Annotated in this window: 22 protein-coding genes; 11 read left to right on the forward strand and 11 right to left on the reverse strand. The window is 69.8% G+C overall.

Going from position 1 to position 21,723, the window contains the following annotated elements; translation table 11 throughout:
- Positions 1-15 precede the first annotated feature (15 nt).
- The 4 genes from M8445_RS00345 to M8445_RS00360 all read right to left on the reverse strand — a co-directional run bounded on the left by M8445_RS00345 (position 16) and on the right by M8445_RS00360 (position 3,171).
- Positions 16-387, reverse strand: coding sequence for a hypothetical protein (locus tag M8445_RS00345; protein WP_273988879.1), 372 nt, complete (start codon positions 385-387; stop codon positions 16-18).
- Positions 388-391: 4 nt separating this feature from the next.
- A complete protein-coding gene (locus M8445_RS00350) occupies positions 392-1,348 on the reverse strand; it encodes an ABC transporter ATP-binding protein (RefSeq protein WP_273988881.1) in 957 nt (318 codons plus the stop codon).
- 106 nt (positions 1,349-1,454) lie between these two features.
- Positions 1,455-2,315 carry an ABC transporter permease gene (locus M8445_RS00355; RefSeq protein ID WP_273988882.1) on the reverse strand — a complete coding sequence of 287 codons (861 nt, stop codon included), beginning with the start codon at positions 2,313-2,315 and terminating at the stop codon, positions 1,455-1,457.
- On the reverse strand, positions 2,308-3,171 hold the full coding sequence (locus tag M8445_RS00360) for an ABC transporter permease (RefSeq protein ID WP_273988883.1): 864 nt from the start codon (positions 3,169-3,171) through the stop codon (positions 2,308-2,310). The genes M8445_RS00355 and M8445_RS00360 overlap by 8 nt, the downstream gene beginning before the upstream one ends.
- Before the next feature lie 618 nt (positions 3,172-3,789).
- Between M8445_RS00360 and M8445_RS00365 the strand changes: the two genes are divergently transcribed.
- Complete coding sequence (locus M8445_RS00365; RefSeq protein WP_273988884.1) at positions 3,790-4,530, forward strand: DUF937 domain-containing protein; 741 nt, start codon at positions 3,790-3,792, stop codon at positions 4,528-4,530.
- A 118-nt stretch (positions 4,531-4,648) separates the two neighbouring features.
- On the opposite strand, the gene cysK is transcribed toward M8445_RS00365, so the two are convergent.
- The 3 genes from cysK to M8445_RS00380 form a co-directional block, all read right to left on the reverse strand.
- A complete protein-coding gene (gene cysK / locus M8445_RS00370; RefSeq protein WP_273988885.1) occupies positions 4,649-5,605 on the reverse strand; it encodes a cysteine synthase A in 957 nt (318 codons plus the stop codon).
- Between the two features lie 119 nt (positions 5,606-5,724).
- Positions 5,725-7,623, reverse strand: coding sequence for a PRC-barrel domain-containing protein (locus M8445_RS00375; protein WP_273988886.1), 1,899 nt, complete (start codon positions 7,621-7,623; stop codon positions 5,725-5,727).
- Between the two features lie 183 nt (positions 7,624-7,806).
- Positions 7,807-7,941 carry a hypothetical protein gene (locus M8445_RS00380; RefSeq protein ID WP_273988887.1) on the reverse strand — a complete coding sequence of 45 codons (135 nt, stop codon included), beginning with the start codon at positions 7,939-7,941 and terminating at the stop codon, positions 7,807-7,809.
- A gap of 117 nt (positions 7,942-8,058) precedes the next feature.
- Here M8445_RS00380 and M8445_RS00385 point away from each other — a divergent pair, with 117 nt between their 5' ends.
- The 3 genes from M8445_RS00385 to M8445_RS00395 all read left to right on the forward strand — a co-directional run bounded on the left by M8445_RS00385 (position 8,059) and on the right by M8445_RS00395 (position 10,309).
- Positions 8,059-8,850 (forward strand): P-loop NTPase family protein, encoded by a 792-nt coding sequence (locus M8445_RS00385; protein ID WP_273988889.1) that lies wholly within the window; start codon positions 8,059-8,061, stop codon positions 8,848-8,850.
- A complete protein-coding gene (locus tag M8445_RS00390; protein ID WP_273988890.1) occupies positions 8,847-9,938 on the forward strand; it encodes an enolase C-terminal domain-like protein in 1,092 nt (363 codons plus the stop codon). The genes M8445_RS00385 and M8445_RS00390 overlap by 4 nt, the downstream gene beginning before the upstream one ends.
- 110 nt (positions 9,939-10,048) lie before the next feature.
- Positions 10,049-10,309: a hypothetical protein gene (locus M8445_RS00395; protein WP_273988891.1), complete on the forward strand. Its 261-nt coding sequence runs from the start codon at positions 10,049-10,051 to the stop codon at positions 10,307-10,309.
- Positions 10,310-10,591: 282 nt separating this feature from the next.
- Here M8445_RS00395 and M8445_RS00400 read toward each other — a convergent pair whose 3' ends face one another.
- Positions 10,592-11,083 (reverse strand): hypothetical protein, encoded by a 492-nt coding sequence (locus M8445_RS00400; protein WP_273988892.1) that lies wholly within the window; start codon positions 11,081-11,083, stop codon positions 10,592-10,594.
- A 157-nt stretch (positions 11,084-11,240) separates the two neighbouring features.
- Between M8445_RS00400 and glgP the strand changes: the two genes are divergently transcribed.
- The 3 genes from glgP to M8445_RS00415 all read left to right on the forward strand — a co-directional run bounded on the left by glgP (position 11,241) and on the right by M8445_RS00415 (position 15,476).
- Entirely contained in the window at positions 11,241-13,757 is a 2,517-nt protein-coding gene (gene glgP, locus M8445_RS00405; RefSeq protein WP_273988893.1) for an alpha-glucan family phosphorylase, read from the forward strand.
- Positions 13,758-13,932: 175 nt separating this feature from the next.
- The gene (locus tag M8445_RS00410; RefSeq protein ID WP_273988894.1) at positions 13,933-14,415 is read left to right on the forward strand and encodes a carboxymuconolactone decarboxylase family protein; all 483 of its coding nucleotides are present in this window, start codon (positions 13,933-13,935) and stop codon (positions 14,413-14,415) included.
- 137 nt (positions 14,416-14,552) lie between these two features.
- Positions 14,553-15,476 (forward strand): EamA family transporter, encoded by a 924-nt coding sequence (locus M8445_RS00415; protein ID WP_273988895.1) that lies wholly within the window; start codon positions 14,553-14,555, stop codon positions 15,474-15,476.
- A gap of 72 nt (positions 15,477-15,548) precedes the next feature.
- Here the strand turns inward: M8445_RS00415 and M8445_RS00420 are convergent, their stop codons facing one another.
- A complete protein-coding gene (locus tag M8445_RS00420; RefSeq protein ID WP_273988896.1) occupies positions 15,549-17,126 on the reverse strand; it encodes an ABC transporter ATP-binding protein in 1,578 nt (525 codons plus the stop codon).
- Positions 17,127-17,230: 104 nt separating this feature from the next.
- On the opposite strand from M8445_RS00420, the gene M8445_RS00425 reads away from it, so the two are divergent.
- Together M8445_RS00425 and M8445_RS00430 are read left to right on the forward strand one after the other, a co-directional pair.
- Complete coding sequence (locus M8445_RS00425) at positions 17,231-18,058, forward strand: phosphatase PAP2 family protein (protein WP_273988898.1); 828 nt, start codon at positions 17,231-17,233, stop codon at positions 18,056-18,058.
- 179 nt (positions 18,059-18,237) lie between these two features.
- On the forward strand, positions 18,238-18,981 hold the full coding sequence (locus M8445_RS00430) for a c-type cytochrome (RefSeq protein WP_273988899.1): 744 nt from the start codon (positions 18,238-18,240) through the stop codon (positions 18,979-18,981).
- Positions 18,982-19,072: 91 nt separating this feature from the next.
- Here M8445_RS00430 and M8445_RS00435 read toward each other — a convergent pair whose 3' ends face one another.
- Together M8445_RS00435 and M8445_RS00440 are read right to left on the reverse strand one after the other, a co-directional pair.
- Positions 19,073-19,399: an HNH endonuclease gene (locus M8445_RS00435; protein WP_273988901.1), complete on the reverse strand. Its 327-nt coding sequence runs from the start codon at positions 19,397-19,399 to the stop codon at positions 19,073-19,075.
- Between the two features lie 81 nt (positions 19,400-19,480).
- Positions 19,481-20,461: a DUF1517 domain-containing protein gene (locus M8445_RS00440; RefSeq protein ID WP_273988903.1), complete on the reverse strand. Its 981-nt coding sequence runs from the start codon at positions 20,459-20,461 to the stop codon at positions 19,481-19,483.
- 108 nt (positions 20,462-20,569) lie between these two features.
- On the opposite strand from M8445_RS00440, the gene M8445_RS00445 reads away from it, so the two are divergent.
- Complete coding sequence (locus M8445_RS00445) at positions 20,570-20,944, forward strand: hypothetical protein (protein ID WP_273988904.1); 375 nt, start codon at positions 20,570-20,572, stop codon at positions 20,942-20,944.
- A gap of 152 nt (positions 20,945-21,096) precedes the next feature.
- Positions 21,097-21,654, forward strand: coding sequence for a desiccation-associated late embryogenesis abundant protein (locus tag M8445_RS00450; RefSeq protein WP_273988906.1), 558 nt, complete (start codon positions 21,097-21,099; stop codon positions 21,652-21,654).
- Positions 21,655-21,723 lie beyond the last annotated feature (69 nt).

Below are 21,723 nucleotides of genomic sequence, written 5' to 3' on the forward strand. Positions count from 1 at the left end.
CCCGCATGAGAAGGGTCAGCGGCGCGACACCAGCAGGGTCAGCCCGTAGGCGGCCGTGCTCAGCCCCAGCGCACTCCACTGGACAGGAGACAGAGGCTGTCCCAGGACCAGTTGCAGCGTACTGTGCGACACCGACACGGTCCACAGGGTCAGCATGACCGGCCACGCCGGCCACGCGCCGGGAATCGCGCGCGTGCGCCACACGTTCACGGCGGTCCAGATCAGCCCGGCGACCGGCAGCGCCGCGAGGGCCAGCCGCGCGGCCCGGTCGTCCGGGATGATCAGCAGGGACATGGTGTTCGCCGCCACGGCGAAGGTCAAGATCACCAGGAACAGGGCGCCCGTGCTCACGCTGGGGGCCGGGCCGGAGTGTCCGGAATCAGTCATGCGGTCAGCGTACCCCGGCGTGCAGCAGGTCCTGCTCGTAGATGCGGCGGATAGTGGTGTCGATGTCGGGTTCGCGGACGGTGAGGTCGCGGATGGGCGCGTGCGCGGTGATCAGCGCGACGGGCGCGGCGGCCGGGCCGTGGAAGGCGTACACGGCGCGCACGCCGCCTGCGCTCAGCAGGTCCAGGCCCGGAATGCGCGGGTCAGCGGGCGGGATTTCGAAGTCCACCTGCACCTCGCGCGCGCCGCCGTAACGGGCTTGCAGGTCGTTCAGCTGCCCGTCGAACAGCAGTTGCCCGTGGTCGATGATCATGACGCGCCCGGCGAGGCGCTGCACGTCGGTCAGGTCGTGCGTGGTGAGCAGCACGGTCACGCCGCGTTCCCGCGCGATGTGCGCCACGAACTCGCGCACGCGTTCCCGGGCGACCACGTCCAGGCCGACGGTCGGTTCATCCAGGAACAGCAGTTCCGGGTCGTGCAGCAGCGCGGCGGCCAGGTCGGCGCGCATGCGCTGGCCCAGGCTCAGGGAGCGGGCGGGCGTGTTCAGGAATGGGCCGAGGTCCAGCAGGTCCGTGAACAGCGCGAGGTTCTCGCGGAAGCGGCCCTGCGGCACGCGGTACACGTGGCGCAGCAGTTCCAGGCTCTCGCGGACGGGCAGGTCCCACCACAGCGTGGTGCGTTGCCCGAACACCGCGCCCAGCCGCGCGACGTGCTCGCGGCGGTGCTTCCAGGGGGTCAGGCCGCCGACCGTGACCTCGCCGCTGTCGGGGACGAGCAGGCCGGTCAGGACCTTGATGGTGGTGCTTTTGCCCGCGCCGTTCGGGCCGAGGTACCCGACGATCTCGCCGCGCCCGACGCTGAAACTGATGTCCCGGACGGCGGTCATGATGCCGATGCTGGGTGACAGCAGGCCGCCCTGCCGGACCCTGAAGGATTTACTGAGGTGCTGAACTTCGATCATGCTTGAACTCCTGCTCTGAACGCCCGTTCTGAAGGCGCGCCCTGCATTCCTGCTGTGGGGTGCGGGGCGTTCAGGGTAGCGCGGGGTGGGTGGTGAGGAACGCCGGTCACGTGCCCGTGCCCTGGTAGTGGCGCACGCCGAACCGGAAGAAACTCAGTGCGGCGCTCAGGGCCAGCAGGCCCACCGGGAGCGGCAGCAGCGCGGCCCAGTCGGGCAGGCCGTCCGGGAGGGGGCGGCCCAGGACGCGCAGCACCGGGAAGTACGACAGGAACGCCGCCGGAATGATGAACGTGAAGGTGCGGCGCAGCGCGCGGCCGTAGATGTCCATGGGGTAACTGATCAGCGTGCGGCCCCCGTACGTCAGGACGTTCATGGCTTCCACGCTGTCCACCGTCCAGAAGGTCAGGGTGCCGCCCACCACGAACAGCGCGCCGAAGAAGGCGATCATGCCCAGCACGGACGACAGCAGCAGCAGCGCCGTTTCTGCGTTCAGGGACAGGCCGGCGTGAGTCAGACCGTACCCGGCGATGGCGGCGGCCAGGACGACGCGGGCCACGCGGCGCAGCGCGAAGTCCGAGGCAAACACCTGCAGGGGCAGCGGGCCCGGGCGAAGCAGGAAGGTGCTGAAACTGCCGCTGCGAACGTGCCCGGACAGGTTCGGGGCGTCGAAGCCGCCGAAGAGGATGTCCATCAGCACGAACGCGAGTTCCGCCAGGCCGTACAGCAGGCACACCTCACCCAGCGTCCAACCGCTGAGACTGCCGAAGCGGGGCAGGACCAGGGCCAGCGCGGCGAACTCGGCGGCCGTGATCAGCAGGGTGCCCAGCGAATCCAGCAGGAACGACGTGCGGTACGCGCCCTGCGAGCGGACCTGCGCGCCCAGCAGCCGGAAGTACAGGCGGGTGTGGTGGCGCAGGGAGTCCAGTGATCCGCCTGACCGGCGACCTTCCGTGTGGCCGCTAGCCACCGGCGACCTCCAGCCGCCGCAGTCCGCGCCGCAGTGTGAAGGCAGTCAGGGCCAGCAGCGCGGCCGTCCAGGCCAGTTGCGTGCCCAGGGCCACCCAGGCGCCGGGACCACTCCTGAGGCCCAGCCAGAGTTCCACGGTGGTGTTCAGCATGGACGGAAAGGGCGTGCAGGCCAGCGCCGCCTGCGCCCACGCCGGGAAGAACGCCAGCGGCATCAGGAACCCGCAGCCCAGGCCCAGCAGCGCCCACGCGAACCGGCCGAACCCGGCGGCGTCCGGGGACCAGAACGCCGCGCAGTTCACCAGGAAGCGGAACAGGAACCCGCACGCCCAGGCCAGCGCGGCGCTCAGGATCGTCTGAGTCCACGCGAGCGGCCCGGCTGGCCAGTGCAGGCCGCCGCCCGTGAACGCCGCGCCCACTTGAAAGATCAGCAGCATCGGCAGGCCGCGCAGCACGAACTGCGCCGCCGCCCGCCCGGCGTCCTGCGCGGCCCAGAAGCCCAGCAGGTTCATGGGGCGCAGCAGGTCCGTGCCGACCTCGCCCCGGTGAATGGTGCGCATGAAGTCCGTCCAGCCGAACAGGGCCAGCGCCACGATGAACGCCTGCGTCAGCGCGGTGTACGTGACGGCGTCGGTCACGCTGTACCCGGCCACCTGCGGGCGCACCCCGAACAGCGCGGCCAGGACCGACACCCGCAGCAGCCCGAAAAAGGCGTTGGTGACGACTCCCCACAGGGCCGCCTGCGGGTACGCGAAGGGCCGCCGGAAGCCCAGCCGCGCCACGGCGGCGTACAGCGCCGCGCCGGAACCGGCCGCGCCCGCGTGACGCTGCGGAACGGGCGGTAAGTGAATGGTCATGAGTGCTCCCCCTCTCCAGAGACCGGGCCCTGCGCGCAGGCTTCCCGGTTGCCGAACTGGAAGCGGTCAGCCTACCCGAGCGGCCCCGCAGGCGAAATACGCCGCATGGCAGAGGAGGCGTGACAGAGCGAGCCCGCCGGGTGGAAGCGGCTGTGTGGACGTGGATGTGGGGGAGTGGCCGGGTGATACGGATTCCGTCTGTTTCGTTAACAACCCGGAAGAACACCGGGTTGCCAACTCCACGCCCGGAATCCGCTTGTCTCCCACTCGCTCCGCTCGGATTGAACGGTTTTGCAAACCATTCAATCGGAGTCCGTATGAGTGGGCCTCCCGGTACCCCCACCCACTCCCCCACCGGGGAGATCCGCGCGCACCGGGGGCCGGGTGGGCCGCAGGGGGTACGCTGGGGGCTACAGCGGTTCCGTCTGACCGGGGATGCGTGCCTGGGCAGGTCCTGCGGGGCCGCTGGCTTCCCCACCACGCACTGGGAGTACAGTTCCTTCAACCCCCAGTTCCACTGCATTCCCAGCTCCACTGCATTCGCGGTTCCACTCCCTACCGTCCCCTCACCTACCCGCACGGACCACCGGCCACACGCGCCGGAACAGGAGGCACATCATGATGGACATCTTCAACATGCTCGGAGGAATGGGACAGGCCCAGCAGACCGTCGCGCAGAACACCGGCGCGAACGCCGGCCAGTCGCAGGCCGCCATCGAGGCCGCGCTGCCCCTGCTGCTGGGCGCCCTGACCCGCAACGCCACGCAACCCGGCGGCCTGGACGCCCTGAGCGGCGCGCTGAGCCGACACGACGGCAGCGCCCTGGACGCCTTCACGCAGGGGCAGACGCCCGACACGCAGGACGGACAGAAGATCCTGGGGCACGTGTTCGGCGGTCAGCAGCAGCAGGCGGCGCAGGCGGTCAGCAAACGCGCCGGGATCGACCCGCAGATGGCCATGCAGATTCTCAGCATGCTGGCCCCACTGGTCCTCGGCTACCTCAGCCGCCAGAAGCAGGGTCAGGGCGGCCAGGGCGGCGGCGCGGACCTGGGCAGCGTGCTGGGCGGCCTGCTGGGTGGCGGCGCGGCCGGAGGGCTGGGCGGCCTGCTCGGCGGAATGCTGGGCGGCGCACCCGCGCAGCAGAACAGCGGCATGGGCGGCGCGGTGAACAGCGGAGCGGGCGGCACCGACCTGGGCGGCCTGCTCGGCAGCGTCCTGGGCGGCGGCAGCGGTCAGGCGCCGCACGCACCCGCGCAGCAGGGCGGCCTGCTGGGCACCCTGAACAGCGCCCTGGACAGTGACAAGGACGGCAACGCGCTGGACGACCTGATCGGCATGTTCGGTGGCGCGCGCCGCTGAGGCGGGACCGCACACACTCCTGAACAGCAAGGAGGCGAGCCGCGATGCTCGCCTCCTTGCTGGATTACAGACGCCGTCGGGTTGAAAGCTTTTGCAAACCTTTCGACCGAAGTCCGTATCAGTTATCCGTGCGTTCGCGTGAGCGGGGCTGGTAACCGGGCGGGGTGTCGCTGCCGCCCGCGAAGAGGCTGGTGGTCAGGTAGCGGGCGCCGGTATCGCAGGCGATGGTCGCCACGCGCTTTCCGGGGCCGAGGCGGCGGGCGACCTCCAGCGCAGCCCAGGCCATCGCGCCGCTGCTCATGCCCACGAAGATGCCTTCTTCCTGCGCCAGCCGGCGGGCCAGCGGGTAGGCGTCTTCCTCCCAGACCTGCACCACGCCGTCCAGAATGCTGCGGTCCAGGTTCTGCGGGATGAAGCCGGGCCCCATGCCCTGAAAGCCGTGTTCGCCGCGTTCCCCGCCGCTCAGGACGTTGCTGCGTGCGGGTTCGCAGGCGATGATCTGCACGTCCGGGTTCATGCGTTTCAGGTAACGGCCCACGCCGCTGATGGTGCCGCCGGTACCGCTGCCGTACACGAACGCGTCAATGCGGCCCTCCATCTGCTCCCACAGTTCAGGGCCGGTGGTGGCTTCGTGCACGGCGGGGTTGGCGGGGTTGGTGAACTGGCCCATCATGACCGCGCCGGTGCGTTCCGCGATGGCCTCGGCTTCCTCGATGGCGGCCAGCATGCGGCGCTGCGGGTCGGTCAGGATCAGTTCCGCGCCGTAGGCGGCCAGCGTGCGCTTGCGTTCCTCGCTCATCTGGGCTGGCATGCACAGGATCAGACGGTAGCCCTTGGCGGCCGCCACCTGCGCCAGCCCGATGCCCGTGTTGCCGCTGGTGGGTTCCACGATGGTCCCACCGGGTTTCAGCAGGCCGCGCCGTTCGGCGTCCTCGACGAGGCCCAGCGCGGTGCGGTCCTTGATACTCCCGCCGGGATTCTGACCTTCCAGTTTCACGAACACGTCGGCCATGTCGGGGCCGGTCACGCGTTTCAGTTGCAGCAGGGGCGTGTGGCCGATGAGCGACTCGATCATGCCGCCCAGGATAGGCCCTGCGCGGCGCGGGAATCGGGGGGAAGCAGACAGGGGCGCCCCACAACACAGGGAGCCGCGCGCCCATCACGGCGCGCGGCTCCCTGCATATCCTCTGGTGCTTAGCGGGGGGGCTGGCTGTCCGGGGCGTCCTGTTCGGGCAGAGCGGCCTCGCCGGTCGCGTCGGGGCGGCTGGCCAGCGGGTCGATGTGCGGGGTTTCCTTGCTGACGCTGCTGACCAGGATGTCCAGCACGTTGCCGTCGCGGGCGGCCTGCACGGCGCGGTTGGTGACGATCTCACCGATGTTCAGGATGATCGAGTCGTCGGGTGCGAGGATCACGCGGGTCACGGGGCGGCCCAGGGCGTCGCGGACCTTCTGCTCCTCGGCTTCCTGCTGGCGCTGGTCGATAACCTCGCCGGCCTGCTCGCGCTTGTCGCCCAGCCAGTTCTTGGCGCGGTCCAGCAGGTTGCCGGCGCCCTCGCTGACGCTGGCCAGTCCGCCCGCGACGGCGGCCCCGGCAGCGGGTCCGGACGTGTCGGCGGCGCCGCCGGTCGTGGCGTCGATCAGAGCCTGCTGCACGCCCAGGTGGCGGGCGCGGTCGGCGATGGCCTGCGTCACGATCTGGCCCTGCGCGGCCACGAGGCTCCCGCCGGGCGCGCGGACATCGGTGCGGACGCGGCGGCCCACCGTGGCTTCCAGTGTGTTGGGATCAAGTTTGGTGCGTTCGCGCAGGGTCTGCACGCCGCCGCTGATGGCTCCGCCGGTGGCGGCGGCGGTCAGGGCGGCCAGTTTCCCGGTCTGCTCGGCGCGGTCCGCCTGGAAGGTGGTGATGGTCGCGCCGGCGGGCACGATGACCTCGCCGGTGTCGGTGCGGATCTCGCTGCTGGCGGTCTTGCCGGTCACGTAGGCTTTCTGGCGTTCGGCGGTGGCGTCTTTCACGTCGGCGTAGGATTCCTGCACGCGATCACGGGCATTGCCGTACGCTCCGGCGATCACTCCGCCGGTCGCGGCGGCGCTCAGCGCGGCGAGTTTACCGGCCGTTTCGGCCTCGTCGGCGTGCGCGGCGGTGATGGTTTCGCCCTGCGCGACGATCAGGTGGCCGTCGGCGGCGGTGATGTCACTGCCGGCGGTCTTGCCGGTCACGTAGGCTTTCTGGCGTTCGGCGGTGGCGTCCTTCACGTCCTCGTAGGATTCCTGCACGCGGTCGCGGGCGCTGCCGTACGCGTCGGCGATCACTCCGCCGGTGGCGGCGGTGGCCAGCGCGGCGAGTTTCCCGGCGGTTTCGGCCTCGTCGGCCTGGGCGGCGGTGATGGTTTCGCCCCTGGAGACGATCACGCGGCCGTCCTCGGCGGTGATGTCACCTCCGGCGGTCTTGCCGACCACGTACTCTTTCTGGCGTTCACGGGTGGCTTCCGCGATGTTCCCGTACGCACCTTTGACGCTGTCGGCGGCGTCGTAGTACACGCCGGCCACGCTCTGACCGGCGCTCTGCAGCGCACCTTTCAGGCCGCCGTCTTCCTGCTCCTGCATGGCGTTGGCCACCTCGACCGGCACGATGGCGGTGTCCTGGCCGATCTGCACGCTTTCGGGAACGGGCACGAAGGTGCGTCCGCTGCTCATGTCGGCGAACAGGCCGCCGGTCGCCTCGTACCCTTCCACGCGGCCGGTGTGCTCGTCGAAGAACACGTCGGCGATCTTGCCGAGGTTCTGGCCGTCGGTGGTCATCAGGGTCAGGCCGATCAGGCTGCTCTTGCTTTCCAGCGCTTCTTTCAGGCGGCCGTCCTCGCGGGTGGTGGTGACGGCGTCGGCGTCGGCGACCATGATGGCGTCCTCACCGATCGAGCGGATCTGACCGAACGGGACGGCCTTGGCGGCGCTGAACCAGCCACCCTCGTCGACGAGCAGGCCCAGGACCTGATTGGCCTGATGATCGAAGATGACGTCATGCACGCTGTCGATCTTCTCTCCGGTGCTGATGGCGATGATGGAACGGCCCAGAATCTCTTTACCTTTAATCATGCGGGGAACTCCGGTGAACAGCGTCCGCCGGGCCTCATCTGAAGGCAACGCGGGCGGAGCGGAGAAGGGCGGGGCCGTACGGGCAACCGTGAATGTCACGGGGGCCGAAACAGCGCGACAGATCAGGTTTGGCGCTCAGATCTGACGGGCGGCAGGCCTGGCAGTGATCAGGCCTGGCCGCGTTCAGAAGCCGAGATTCAGCAGGCCCTGGGGCTTGAGGTACAGGAAATAAGCCAGCAGGAACAGAACGATCAGAACGATCAGGATAATCAGAATTTTGCCGCCATTACCGCCGGAATTGCCTTTGAGTCGGGTCATGATGCCTCCAGCAGCAAGTGTAGAAATTCCCCGTCATGATCTGACCCGCCGGAGATAATGGCGACTTGACTGAACCTTGACCCTGCCTTTACGAGTGGGGGGCGCTACCCTCGGGGCATGTCGAGTGAGTTGCCGTTCCTGCGTGCCGACGCCGCGCCCACCGCCCCGCACGAGCGGCGGCTTTCCCAGCTGCCGCTGACGGTGCTGGTCGGCGTGACCGGCGTGGGTAAAAGCACGGCCCTGGCCGCCCTGACCGGGGCCGACGCGGGCGTGCGGGTCCTGCCGGACCGGCGGGAGGTGACGGACGCCGTGATGATCCTGCCGCTGGCGGGCGCGCCCGTGCGGGACCGTGAGGAACGCTTCCGGCTGACCGCGCAGTACCGGCAGACCCATCCGGGCGGCATGGCGCAGGCGCTGGGGTCGCTGCTGGCCGACACGGGTCACTGGGGCGTGGCACCGGTGTTCGACGGGCTGCGGGGGCTGGACGAGGTCAGCTACGCGGCGCAGTCGTTCCCGGCGTGGCGCTTCGTGGCACTGGGCGCGCCGGACGCGGTGCGGGTGCGGCGACTGCTGGGCCGCGCGGACGCCTTCGATCAGGTGGGCGGTGGCCAGGGAGGGAGCGAGGCGACGCTGCGGGAGTCGCTGGCCGACCTGAAGGGCGCGGCGGAGGTCTTCGCGCCGGAGGAACTGGACGCCCTGGCTGACCTGCCGGCCCAGGGCTTCGCGCCGGGCGACGTGCTGGCGAAGGTGAAGATCGTGGTGTCCGAGCGGCGCAACTACGACCCGGCGGCGGCCGAGGCGTTCCTGCGGACCCTGCCGCCCGAGCGGGCGCTGGTGCTGGATACCGTGGCGCTGGACCCGGCAGCCGTGGCGCAGGCCGTGCGCGCCTGGGCCGGGGGGTCGGCGTGAGCGCGCCCACCGTCGCGCGGGTCGAGGGGCTGGTGTACCGCCTGCCGCTGACCTCGGCGCTGGCGTGGGGGGCGCACTCGGCCCTGAGTGCTGCCGAGCACGTGCTGGTGCGCGTCACCCTCTCGGACGGCACGGTAGGCGTGGCCGAGGCGACGCCGCGCCCCACCATCTACGGCGAGACGCCCGCCAGCGTGCTGGGCATCCTGGCGCACCTGCAGGGCGCCCTGGTGGGCCTGAGCATCACGGACGAGGCGGGCCTGAACCGCGCGCGTGGCAGCGTGACGAACAACCACACGGCACGCGGCGCGCTGGACATGGCCCTGCACGACGCCCGCGCCCGCGCCACCGGAAGCAGCCTGTTCGGCACGCTGATGGGGCCGAACACGCGCGTCCGCGTGAGCTTCATCCTGGGTATCGCCAGCCCGGACGACATGCTGGACGAGGCGCGGCGCGTGGTGCAGGCCGGGGTGCGCTGCCTGAAGGTGAAAGTGGGCCGCGAGCACGAACGCGACCTGCGCGTGATCCGGGCGCTGCGGGCCGAGTTCGGGGAGGACGTGCTGCTGTACGCCGACAGCAACGAGACGCTGAGCCCCGAATCGGCCCCGGCGGCGCTGGACGCCATGCGGGAGGCGGGCCTGATGTATGTGGAAGAGCCGCTCCCGGCGCGGCAGTTGCGGGCGCGGGCCGCGCTGCACGCGCAGGGGCGACTGCCGATCGTGGCGGACGACTCGTGCTTCACCCCGGCCGATCTGGACCGCGAACTGGATTTCGATACCTTCGACGTACTGAACGTGAAAACAGCCCGCAACGGCTTCACGGACGGCCTGAACATGCTGCGCGCGGCCGCCGCACACGGGAAGCGGGGCATGGTGGGGTCGCAGGCCAGCACGGGCCTGGGCACGCTGCACGCGGCGCTGCTGTCCACGCAGGCAGAGGTGACTGAACCCTGCGAACTGAGTTTCGTCCTGAAATTGCAGGATGACCTGCTGAACGCGCCCATCGAGTTCCGGGACGGCTGGCTGGACGTGGCGGCCCTGAACGGCCACGCGCTTGATCCGGCGAAAGTGGCCCGTTACCGCGTCGGGTAAAAGCGCGCGGCCCTGTTCCGCCGCCGGGAACGCGAATGAAGGCTGGGGTGGGTCAGACAGGACAGATGCCTGTGACAGACCGCGCAGAATAATGAGGTATGGATCAAGAAATGCTTAACGCATTGCTCCTGCCTCTGATGTTCAGCATGGCGGGCGGCACCTACGTCTACCTGCAACTGCCCGACCGGCGTGCCCAGGGCCTGCTGATTCTCACGCTGTTCCAGTTGATCGGCGCGGTCGGCTACGTCATGGAACCCACCGTGAACCTGTTCACGCTGCTGTCCATCCACGCCAGCGTGGTGCTGGTCCTGCTGGTGCGCCACCTTCAGGCCCCCGCAGCGGCCGCCCAGACCGGAGAAGGCAACCAGTAAGACGGCCTCCGATTGAATGGCTTGCAAAGCCGTTCAATCCGAGCGGAGCGAGTAGGAGCCGAAGCGGGTTCCGGACGTGGAGTTAACAGATCGGTGGTATTCCGATCTGTTAACGAAACAAACGGAATCCGTATAAGCCCACAGCATTCCCAGTCCCGAGCAGCGACCCGAAGTGCCCGGCGGAGGAAGGAGCAGGCAGGCCTCTGCTGCTCTGGCCCGCCCCGGCTGCCACTCCCGCCGGGGTTTGAATGGGTTGCGTCAACCGTTCAAGCCGGGTCCGCTTCAGTGGTCGCGCATCAGGGTCTGAATCTGGCGTTGCATGGCGTCCAGGACGGGGCGGCTGCGCAGGCAGTCCACGAGGGCGCGGGTCGCCTGGTGTTCGCTGCCGCGCAGCGCGCCGCGCAGGTGTTCCTGAACGGCGGGGTGCAGGTGCCCGCGCAGGAACAGCAGGTCGCGCAGCAGGTCGTCCACGCCCACGCTGGGGCCAGTCTCGCCGTCTGGACTGGCTGTCTGGATCAGTGGGCGGGCACGCTCGTCGAGGACCAGGGCGGCGTGCAGGGCGTGGCCGGCGCGGCGGGTCACGTGCTCCAGGGTGGGCATGAAGGCGTTGACGAGGTTCAGGGCGAGGCTGCGGCCCAGGAAGGTCAGGCGGGGCTGGTCGTGCAGGGTGGCGTGCAGCGTCTGGGTCAGGTGGCGGGCCAGCCGGTCGCCCTCGTCCATCAGCGCGGCCTGCGGGTCGGTGGGGGGCGGGCCTTCGGCGGGCGGGAGGGTCACGCCGCCCATCCTGACATGTCGGCCCCGGCCACGCCGGGTGCAGGCCCGGCGGGCGGCACCCCCCGGCAGCTGTCTAAACAGGCGGATCTTTTGTGCGTGCTGCACGCCGGGAGGCCTCTTAGGTAGGCGGGAAGCCCTTAGTGTAAGCTCATCTGGTATGAACGTCATTGGGAAGGTCACGGTGCTGCCTCAGCTCCCCGACAGCGTGGCAAGGCTGTCCGAACTCGCTTATAACCTGTACTGGTCGTGGACTCCGCACGCTCAGGCGCTGTATCAGGAACTGGACTACGGTATTTGGGAGCGCTTCCAGCACAACCCGGTGCGGACCCTGCTGGAAGTCCCGCAGTCGCGCCTGAAAGAAGTCGCGGCCGATCCCGCCTACCTGAAACGCTACGCGCAGGTCATGGCTGACTTCGACGCCTACATGGGCAAGAAAGACACCTGGGCCGCCAGAAACGTTCCCGACATGAAACCCGTGGCTTACTTCAGCATGGAATACGCGTACCACGAGTCCCTGCCCATCTACTCGGGCGGCCTGGGCGTACTGGCAGGCGACCACTGCAAGAGCGCCTCGGACCTGGGGATTCCCTTCACGGCGGTCGGCATGCTGTTCCACCAGGGGTACTTCACGCAGCTGTTCGACAAGGACGGCTGGCAGAACGAAACCTACGACGAACTTGACCTGACCACCCTGCCCATTACCCCCGCCCTGACGCAGAGCGGCGAGGAAGCCCGCGTGAGCGTGGTCATCGGGAACCGCACCGTGCACTCGCGCATCTGGAACCTGAACGTGGGCCGCATCAAGGTGCTGCTGCTGGACACCAACGTCCCGCAGAACAGCCCCGAGGACCGCAAACTGACCGCCCGCCTGTACGGCGGCAACCAGGAACTGCGCGTGCAGCAGTACGTGCTGCTGGGCGTGGCCGGCATCCGCGCGCTGAGGCTGCTGGGCATCCCCGGCGACGTGTACCACATGAACGAGGGGCACGCCGCGCTGCTGGGCCTGGAACGCACCCGCGAGTACGTGGAGGCAGGCCTGGATTTCCGGACCGCCGTGGAAACCGTGGCCAGCAGCACGCTGTTCACCACGCACACACCCGTCCCCGCCGGGAACGACGCGTTCGGGTACGACCTGATGGACCGTTACATCGGTTCGTGGCCCGCCCAGCTGGCCGCCAGCCGCGACGACCTGTACGCCCTGGCCGAGCACGAGCAGATGTGGGACGGCCACCCGGTCCCGACGTTCTCCATGACGGTGTTCGCGCTGAACATGAGCCGCGCCGCGAACGGCGTGTCCGAACTGCACGGCGAGGTCAGCCGCGACATGTGGAAGTTCCTGTATCCCGGCGCCGAGACCGAGGAAGTGCCGATCGGGCACGTCACGAACGGCGCGCACAACCTGACCTTCACGTCTCAGGCCATGCGCGACCTGCTGGGCACCGTGCTGCCCGCCGACTGGACCGAACGCCTGGAAGACGAGGCGATGTGGCAGGCCGTCGAGAACCTCACGGACGCGCAGCTCAGCGACGTGCAGCTGGTCATGAAACGCGACATGATCACCTTCGTGCGCGGCCGCATGCGCGAGCAGAAGGTCCGTAACGGCGCCAGCGCCGCCGACGTGGCCGCCACCGACACGCTGCTCAGCGAGAACGCCCTGACCATCGGCTTCGCGCGCCGGTTCGCGACGTACAAGCGCGCCACGCTGCTGTTCCGTGACCGTGAACGCCTCAGCCGCATCGTGAACCACCCGGACCGCCCGGTGCAGTTCGTGTTCGCCGGTAAGGCCCACCCAGCCGACAACCCCGGCAAGGCCTTCATTCAGGAAATCTACAAGGTCTCGCAGGAACCCGAGTTCCGCGGCAAGATCGTCATCCTGGAAAACTACGACATGCACGTCGCCCGTCACCTCGTGCAGGGCGTGGACATCTGGCTGAACAACCCCCGCCGCCCCCTGGAAGCCTCCGGTACCAGCGGCATGAAGGCCAGCTTCAACGGCAGCCCCAACTTCAGCGTGCTGGACGGCTGGTGGCGCGAAGGGTACGACACCACCAACGGCTGGCCCATCGGCGAGGAACGCGAGTACGCCGACCTGAACGTGCAGGACGACGCCGACGCCTACAGCCTGTACCACATCCTGGAAAACGACATCGTGCCCCGCTACTACGGGCAGGCCACCGGGGACGCCTCGTGGGCGCACACCGTTCGCCGCGCCATCGAGACGTGCAGCCCGCGCTTCTCGATGCAGCGTCAGGTGATCGATTACGTGCAGAAGTACTACGTGCCCATCGCCGCGCGCGGCGCGCAACTGGCCGCCAGCGACAGCGCCCGCGCCCGCGAGATCGCCAGCTGGAAAGGCTGGGTGCGCCAGCAGTGGCCGCACACCACCCTCAGCGCCCAGGCAGCCCTGCCCGCCACCAGCCAGCCCGGCCAGACCGTGCCCGTCACGGCCACCGTGAACCCCGCCGGTATCAACCTGACCGAACTGCGCGTGGAAGCCGTCCTGAACCGCGCGGGCCAGCTGACCCACGTGCCCCTGACCAGCCGCGGCGACGGAACCTTCAGCGCCGACGTGCCCCTGAACGAGAGCGGCCTGTACTCGGTCGGCGTGCGCATGCTGCCCGTCGTAGACGGCCTGAGCAACGACCTGGAAGCCCGACTGATCAAGTGGGCCTGATCAAGTAGACCTGATCAGACTGACCTGAGCCTCCGCTGACCCAGCGACACGCAACCCCCCGCCCAGTCCGGCGGGGGGTTGCCGTTGTGTACGCTCCGCCGCTGCTCCTCTCTGCCCTGCACGGGGTGACAGCTCCGCCGCACCCGGAGTGCCATCCCAGCGGGTAGCGTGGGGCATGAGCGACCAGACAGACGGCAGCGAACACCCCACCCCGAGCAACGGCGGCCGGACTCCCGACAGCCCGACTCCCGACAGCGACATGCTGAAGCTCGGCAAGCAGAAGCGGGCGCAGATCATGGGGCAGGGCTTCGTGGACCGGGCCTTCGCGGGCGACCCGGAGGCCTTCGGCGCGGACTACCAGCGGTTCCTGACCGAGTACGCCTGGGGGGCCGTGTGGGGGCGCGGCGGCCTGACGGACCGCGAGCGGCACATGGTCACGCTGGGCATCCTGGCCGCGCTGGGCCGCGACCGCGAACTGGAGGGGCACGTGCGCGCCACCGCCAACAGCGGCGTCAGCGAACGCGACCTGAGCGACGTGCTGCATCAGGTGGCCATCTACGCCGGGGTGCCTGCCGGACTGAACGGATTTAACATCGCCGGGCGCGTCCTGGCCGAACGGCACGCCGCGCAGGAGCAGACGGAGCCGGGGCAGGACTGAGACGGAATCCGACTGACGCGCGTCCTGGCAGCGCATGTGTCCTGACAGCTCATGCGTCCTGGCAACACAGACGCGCCCAGGGCGACTTCTAGCGCCCGCCACCGGACCGCAGCGGGGCAGGTGGTCTAATGCCCGGCATGACTGCCGCCCGCCCCTCTGCCCGCACCCGACCGGGCCTGCCGCCCATTCCGGCCCTGCTGCTGGCCATGGTCAGCATTCAGGGCGGCGCGGCGTTCGCCAAGACGCTGTTCCCCACGCTGGGCGCGGCCGGGACGACCACGCTGCGCGTGACGCTGGCCGCCGCGCTGCTGACGCTGGTGCTGCGGCCCCGGCTGCGGCAGCTGACGCGGGCCGACTGGGCGGCCATCGTGCCGTACGGCGCGGCGCTGGGCCTGATGAACCTCGCGTTCTACGAGGCGCTGCGGACCCTGCCGCTGGGGCTGGCCGTCACGCTGGAATTCATCGGGCCACTGACGCTGGCGCTGATCCTGTCGCGCCGCGCCATCGACGTGGCCTGGGTGCTGCTGGCCGCGCTGGGCATCGCGCTGATCTCACCGCTGGGAGAACTGCTGACCGGCGGCGGGGCGCACACGCCGGTCTCCCCTGCCGGCGTGGGGCTGGCGCTGCTGGCCGGGGCGTTCTGGGCGCTGTACATCCTGGCGGGCGGCGCGGTGGGGCGGCGGGTGCCCGGCACGACCGGCGTGGTGGGCGGCATGATCGTGGCGGCGCTCATCACCCTGCCGTTCGGGGTGGCCGAGGCAGGGCCGCTGCTGCTGGCTCCGGGCACGCTGCTGCTGGGGCTGGGCGTGGCCGTGCTGTCCAGCGCGCTGCCGTACACGCTGGAGATGCGCGCCCTGCGGGCCATTCCCGCCCGCATTTTCGGCGTGATGATGAGCGCCGAGCCGGCCATCGCCGCGCTCAGCGGCCTGCTGTTCCTGGGAGAGCGTCTGAATGCCGCGCAGTGGGCCGCGCTTGTGTGCGTCATTGCTGCCAGCGCCGGCATCAACCTGACCAGCCCCGCCGCTGCCGCCGCGCACACTGAACCGGACCCCGTGAACTGAGGGGGAAAGCAGGAAGTGGGCAGTGGCCCGGCGGCCTGCCTCCGTCCCACTGCCCACTCCCCTCCTACCCTGTTACTCCTGCCAGCTGACCTGGGTGTTGATGGCCTCGCCGCTGCCAGTCATCAGGAGGCCCAGCTGCGTTTCGGTGGCTCCGGCAGCGTCGACTTCGCCCACGATGTTGCCCTCGTACATGACCAGGATGCGGTCACTGAGGTTCATGACCTCGCCCAGGTCGGCGCTGATCAGCAGCACGGCGAGGCCCTGGTCGCGCGCCTCGACGATGCGGGCGTGAATGAATTCGATGGCGCCGATGTCCACGCCGCGCGTGGGCTGGCTGGCGACCAGTATTCTGGGGCCCTTGCGCATCTCGCGGGCCACGATGAGTTTCTGGGCGTTGCCGCCCGAGTAGCGTCCGGCCTGGAGGCTGGTGCTGCGGGGGCGCACGTCGTACTTCTCGCTGAGGTCGCGGGCGTTCTGTTCGATCACGTCGCGGTTCAGGAGGCCGCCGGGGCCGACGAAGGGGGCGCGGTCGTGTTCGCCCAGGATGTAGTTCTCGGCGGTGGTCATGTCGAGCACCAGCCCGCGTTCGTTGCGGTCCTCAGGCACGTGTGACAGGCCCGAGGCTTCGACTTCCCGCACGCCGCGCGCGACCTTCCCGAGGTACGTGATCTGCCCCTGGTACGTCTGGAGGCCGGTGATGGCCTCGACCAGTTCGCTCTGACCGTTACCCTCGACGCCCGCGATGCCCACGATCTCTCCGGCGCGCACCTGGAAGCTCACGCCATTCACGGCGTTGCCGTGCTCGCCTTTCACGGTGACGTTCTGCACATTCAGGGCGACCTCGCCGGGCTGGGCAGGGGCCTTGCTGACTTTCAGGCTCACGTCGCGGCCCACCATCATGCGGGCCAGGATCTCGGTCGTGGCGCCCCTGGCGGGGATGGTGCCGATCATCTTGCCGTCACGGATGACGCTGATGGTGTCACTGATGTGCAGCACCTCGTGCAGCTTGTGGCTGATGAAGATCACGGCGTTGCCGCTGGCGGCGTACTGGTTTTTCAGGAAGTCGAACAGTTCCTCGGTTTCGCTGGGCGTCAGGACGGCGGTGGGTTCGTCCAGGATCAGGATGCGTGCGCCGCGGTACAGGGTCTTGAGAATCTCGACCTTCTGTTGCAGGCCCACGGGCAGCTCACCGACGATGGCGTCGGGGTTCAGGTCGAAGTTGAACTGCCGGATCAGGTCGGCCACGCGCTTGCGTGCGCCGGCGTAGTCGATGGCGCCGCCACGGGTGGGTTCCATGCCCAGGATGACGTTCTCGGTGACGGTCAGCGTCTCGACGAGCATGAAGTGCTGGAAGACCATGCCGATGCCGCGTTTGATGGCCTCGCTGGGGTCAGTCAGGTCGACGCTCTCGCCGTCCACGACGATCTGCCCGCTGGTGGGGGGCTGGATGCCGTACACGATCTTCATCAGGGTGCTCTTGCCGGCGCCGTTCTCGCCGCACAGGGCGTGAACGCTGCCCCAGCGGACTTCCATGGAGATGTTGTCGTTGGCGAGAACCAGCGGGAATCGTTTGGTGACGCCGCGCAACTCCAGCGCGTTCGGGGAGTTGTGCTGCACCTCGCGCAGCACGTCGGCAGTGGGAACGGTCATACCCCTCAGTTTACTGTCCAGACAGGCCCGCGCGCATCCTCTGGCCCCCGACCCGCCCGGCCGGGTGTACCCGCGCGCGCGGGTTGGGTCAGAATACCGGCATCATGGAACCTTTCTGGCTGGCCGTCACGAACCTGGGACGCGACGAGATTTTCATCGTGGCACTCGCGCTGTACACCTGGCTGGTCAGTCCGCGCGGCGGCCGGAACCTGGGCACGGCGTTCGCGCTGAGTTACCTGGTGAACGCCGCGCTGAAGTACGGGCTGAACCTGCCGCGCCCGTTCACGAACGACCCGGCGGCGGCCTCGGAGGCGGCGCGGGCCACGGCGGGCGGGCCGGGCCTGCCGAGCGGGCACTCGCAGATGGCCGCGACCCTGTGGGGCGGCGTGGCGCTGCAACTGCGCCGCCCGTGGGTGACTTGGGCGGCCGCCGCGCTGGTCGCGTTGATCGCCGGGTCGCGGCTGGTCCTGAACGTGCACTACCCCAGTGACGTGATCGTGGGCCTGACGCTGGGCGTGCTGTTCGCGCTGGTGGCGGCGCGCGTGACCTTCCCGCAGGGCGGCGCGCTGCGCTGGGGGCCGCCGCTGGGCGCGTTGATCGTGGCGGCGCTGATGCCGGCAGGCGCGCCCCGTGAGTTCGCGGCGGGGCTGGGCATGGCCGCCGGGTTCTGGTTCGTGCAGCCGCGCTTCACGCCGCCCACGACGGTGTCCGGCCGCCTGATCGTGGCGGTGGCCGGGCTGGCCGTGGTGTTCGCGGTGTACTTCGGTCTGGGGGCGCTGCCGGCCGGGATCAAGGAGGTCGGGCTGGTGCGGGCGCTGCGGTACGCGCTGCTGGTGCTGGTGGCGGCCGAGGGGGTGCCGTTGCTGCTGCGCCGCTGGCTGCCCGTGGGACCGGCACAGGCAACCGTGACGGGCGAGCGGGTCGTGCACTGAGTCTAATTGGACTTGGGGGCAGGTTCGCGCCGCGCTGAACCGTGAGAAGGAGTACACTATCTATACGTTTCAACAAGCAATTCGTTTCGAGGGTCATTCGTGCAGTTAGGACGCGGCGGCAGACGGGCAGCAGGCAGGGTGACGCACCCGGAGTTCTTCTCAGAGTGGAGGTCAGGCACATGCAGATCAGATCCGAACGGTTCTCACGGTTCCTTCTTCCCGGCCTGCTGGCCCTCGGCGCCCCGCTGGTCCTGGCGCAGACCGCCGGTTCCGGCGCGGCGCCCGCCACCACCGACAGCGCCCTGGCCAGCCTGACCCCCAGCGCCACGCGCGGCGAGACCCTCAGCGGCGGCTGCGCCGGCTGCCACGCCCCCACCGGGCGCGCCCCGGTCCTGAAGGGCCAGCCGGCCCCGCAGATCCGCACGGCGCTGCTGGCGTTCCGCGCGAAAACCCGGCCGAACGGCACCATGCAGAACGTCGCGTCCCGCCTGAGCGACCAGGACATCGTGGACATCGCCGCGTTCTACTCCGGCGACAGCAGCGCGCCGGCGGCTGCTCCGGCCCCCACGCCGGTCCCGGCGACCCCACCGCCCGCCACGCCTGCTCCACCCGCCACGGCGCCAGCGACTCCGCCAGCAACGGGGGCCACCCCTACCGGTGAGACGCTGTACCAGGCGGGCGTGGGCGCGCGCGGCATCATTGCCTGCGCCATCTGCCACGGCGAGACCGGCGAGGGCGCCGAGAACCTCGGCATTCCTGCCATCAGGGGCCGAGCCGCCGCGTCCGTGCTGGGGGAACTGCGCGCCTACAAGAGCAGTCCCGTGACGGGCATTCCCTACCCCGACGCCATGCACATTGCCCTGACCCCCATGACCGACGCCGACCTGAACGCCGTCGCCGCGTATGTCGCCACCCTGAAGTGATCCGGCCGGGCGTGGATGGCCAGCCGCCCCCATCCTGAGCACAGTGGCCCGCCCTGCACCGCAGCGGCGGGCCACTTGCTGGTAGGCCGTATCAGCGCACGCGGACGCTCTTGCTGGCGGGTTGCGTGCGCAGCCAGCGCACGAAGCGCTGCACGTCCGGGTGGGCGCGCAGGACGCCGATATCCTGGTAGTCGCGGGCCAGTTCGGCGTTGCTGAAGGTGCGGTGCAGGAAACTGTGGCAGGGGCGGCACAGCAGAGTGGTGGGCAGGTCGGCCACGCGCATGCCCTGACGGCGACCCTGTGAGCGGGGCAGCAGGTGGTGTTCGGTCAGGTGCGGCACGGCCCGCTGACACAGGGCGCAGGCGGGGTCCGGTCTGGGCGGCGGGGGCCAGGTGCTGGGAGGGTGCCGGCGGGCCATGCGTGAAGATACGGGCGCACGTGAAGGCCGGACTGTCTGACGCTGAACAGTCCGGCCGGGCAGATGGGTTGGAGGCGGCCGTTACAGGCGGGTGAGGTTGGGGTACTTCTGGATGGCCTCGTCCTCGCTGAGGAATTCGCCCTCTGCGTCGGGGCTCCAGACGACCTCGGCGCGGATCAGGTCGCCGGGCGCGACGGCGCTGATGGCGCTCAGGGCGGCGCGGGCCTCGGCGGCGTTGGTGACTCCGGCGGGCGGCAGGGCGGCCAGGGTGTGCGCGGCGACGGCCAGGGTCACGGCGAGGTACTGGTCGGCGGCGTCGTGCTTGAAGGTGTAGTCGTCGCGGCGGGCGTAGCCGCTGTTGGGGTCCCTGTTCTGGTAGTTGCTGGTGGTCTGCTCGGTGAAGGCGGCGCGAGCTTCGGTGGCCCACGCGCCCACCTGACTGTCGGCGGTCGCGGCGGACCCCTGGGCGCGCTGCACGGTGCCGTACACCCAGCGTTCCGGGTGGCGCAGCGCGACGAGCGCCGCTTCCTGCATCATGCGGGCCAGCCCCTCGTTGGTGTCGGGGTCGCCGTTCTGCGCGACGCGTTGCAGGGCGCGTTTGACCTCGTCCCCCTCGGCCAGCAGGAGTTGCACGCTGACGGCCTGCGCGGTGCCGCTGAGCCCGGCGAGACCCTTGCCGCCACCGCCGAGGCTGCGGCGCATGGCGCTGATCACCACGAAGATCACGATGCCGAAGATGATCAGGGTGATCAGGCCGCCGCTTCCGCCGCTGCTGTACCCGTACCCGCCGCCGCCGTTGATGATAATCGGGCCGCTGTACCCACCTCCGCTATAGCCGCCGCCGCTGTACCCGCCGCCCCGGCTGGAGCTGCCGCCGCTGTACCCACCTCCGGAGCTGCTGGAACCGCCGGAACTGCGGGAACTGCCGCCGAAACCCCCACCGGACTGCGCGTGCGCAGGAGTGAGCAGCAGGACCGTCAGGGCCAGCAGCGTCAGCAGCAGGGCGCTCAGAAGGAGGGGGCGACGGGTGCGGACGCCGGAACTGCGGGGGGCGGGCTGCATATGCGCAGTGTACGGGTCGGCACGCTGCGGCGTTCCGCTGCGGGCTCTTCATGCGGCCTTGTGGGGTGGGGCCCGGGGCCGGGCAGGCCGGGCGGGTACACTGCGCGCGTGAGTGACGAGCGACGCGACGTGATTACCCTGAGTGCCGGGCAGTGGGACGCCCTTCTGGAAAGCCTGTTCGAGCGGGACGACCGCCTGGACCTGCGCCGGGACGGCGAAACGTACCGCCGCGACGAGGTCGTGGACGCGTACGTGATGAGCGGGCACGCCGAGGCGCTGCGCAGCGCCGACGTGGACGGCGACGTGTGGGGCACCCTGGAGGACATCGAGGAAACGGCGGACACCGAGGAGGAAGCCTGGGAGAAGATCGTGGCGTTCTACCTGGGCCGCGAGTGCGTGCTGGTGCGGGTGGAAGACACCGAGGAACCCGAGGAGTGGGTGCTGGGGCAGGAACTGGCGCGCCGCCTGGGCCTGCTGAAGTAACGCCCATGAAAGGCAGCCGGCGCGGCCCGGTCAGCCTGCGTACCGGGGCCTGTCCCGGAACTGCCGGGGCGGGCGGCGCGGCCTGCTGGGCGTGAACTGCCCGTGAATCGCGGCTCATCCTGCACAGATGAGCGGGGCGTAGGCTGACTCTCATGAAAAGTGATCGTCATTTTCCCGTGAAACGCCTGCTGGTCCTGGGTGCCCTGGTGGGCGCCGGGGCGTACTACTTCAGCCGTGAGCAGAACCGCCGCGCCCTGGATTCCAAACTGGCTGACCTGGGCCTCAAGGACGCCGCGCAGGACGTGGGCCAGAGCGTCACGAAAGGCTGGGAGAAGACCAAGGACGCCGCCAAGGACGCCGGGGCCGTCATTGCCGACAAGGCCAGCGAGGTCAAGGAGGCCGCCGCTGACGGTGCGCACGCCGCTGCCGACAAGGTCAAGGAAGTGGCCGGTGACGTGAAGGACGCCGTGGCCGACGCCTCTGGTAAGGCTGCCGACGCCGCCAAGGACGCCGCCGCGACCGCCAGCGACAAGGCCGCCGACGTGGCCGACAAGGCCAGGGACGCCGCCGCCGACGCGAAGAACGCCGCTGCCGACAAGGCCGCCGAGGTCAAGGCCGACGCGCAGGCCAAGGTGGCTGACGTGAAGGCCGACGCCACCAAGGCCGCCAACGACGTCAAGGGTGCCGCCCGCGACGCCAAGAAAGCCTGATCCATTCCTGTCAGCGCCGCGCCCCCTCCCCCACGGAGGGGGCGCGGCCTCTCGATCTACTGCCTGCCA

Origin of the sequence: Deinococcus aquaticus, assembly GCF_028622095.1 — a bacterium.
Taxonomy (GTDB): Bacteria; Deinococcota; Deinococci; order Deinococcales; family Deinococcaceae; genus Deinococcus; species Deinococcus aquaticus.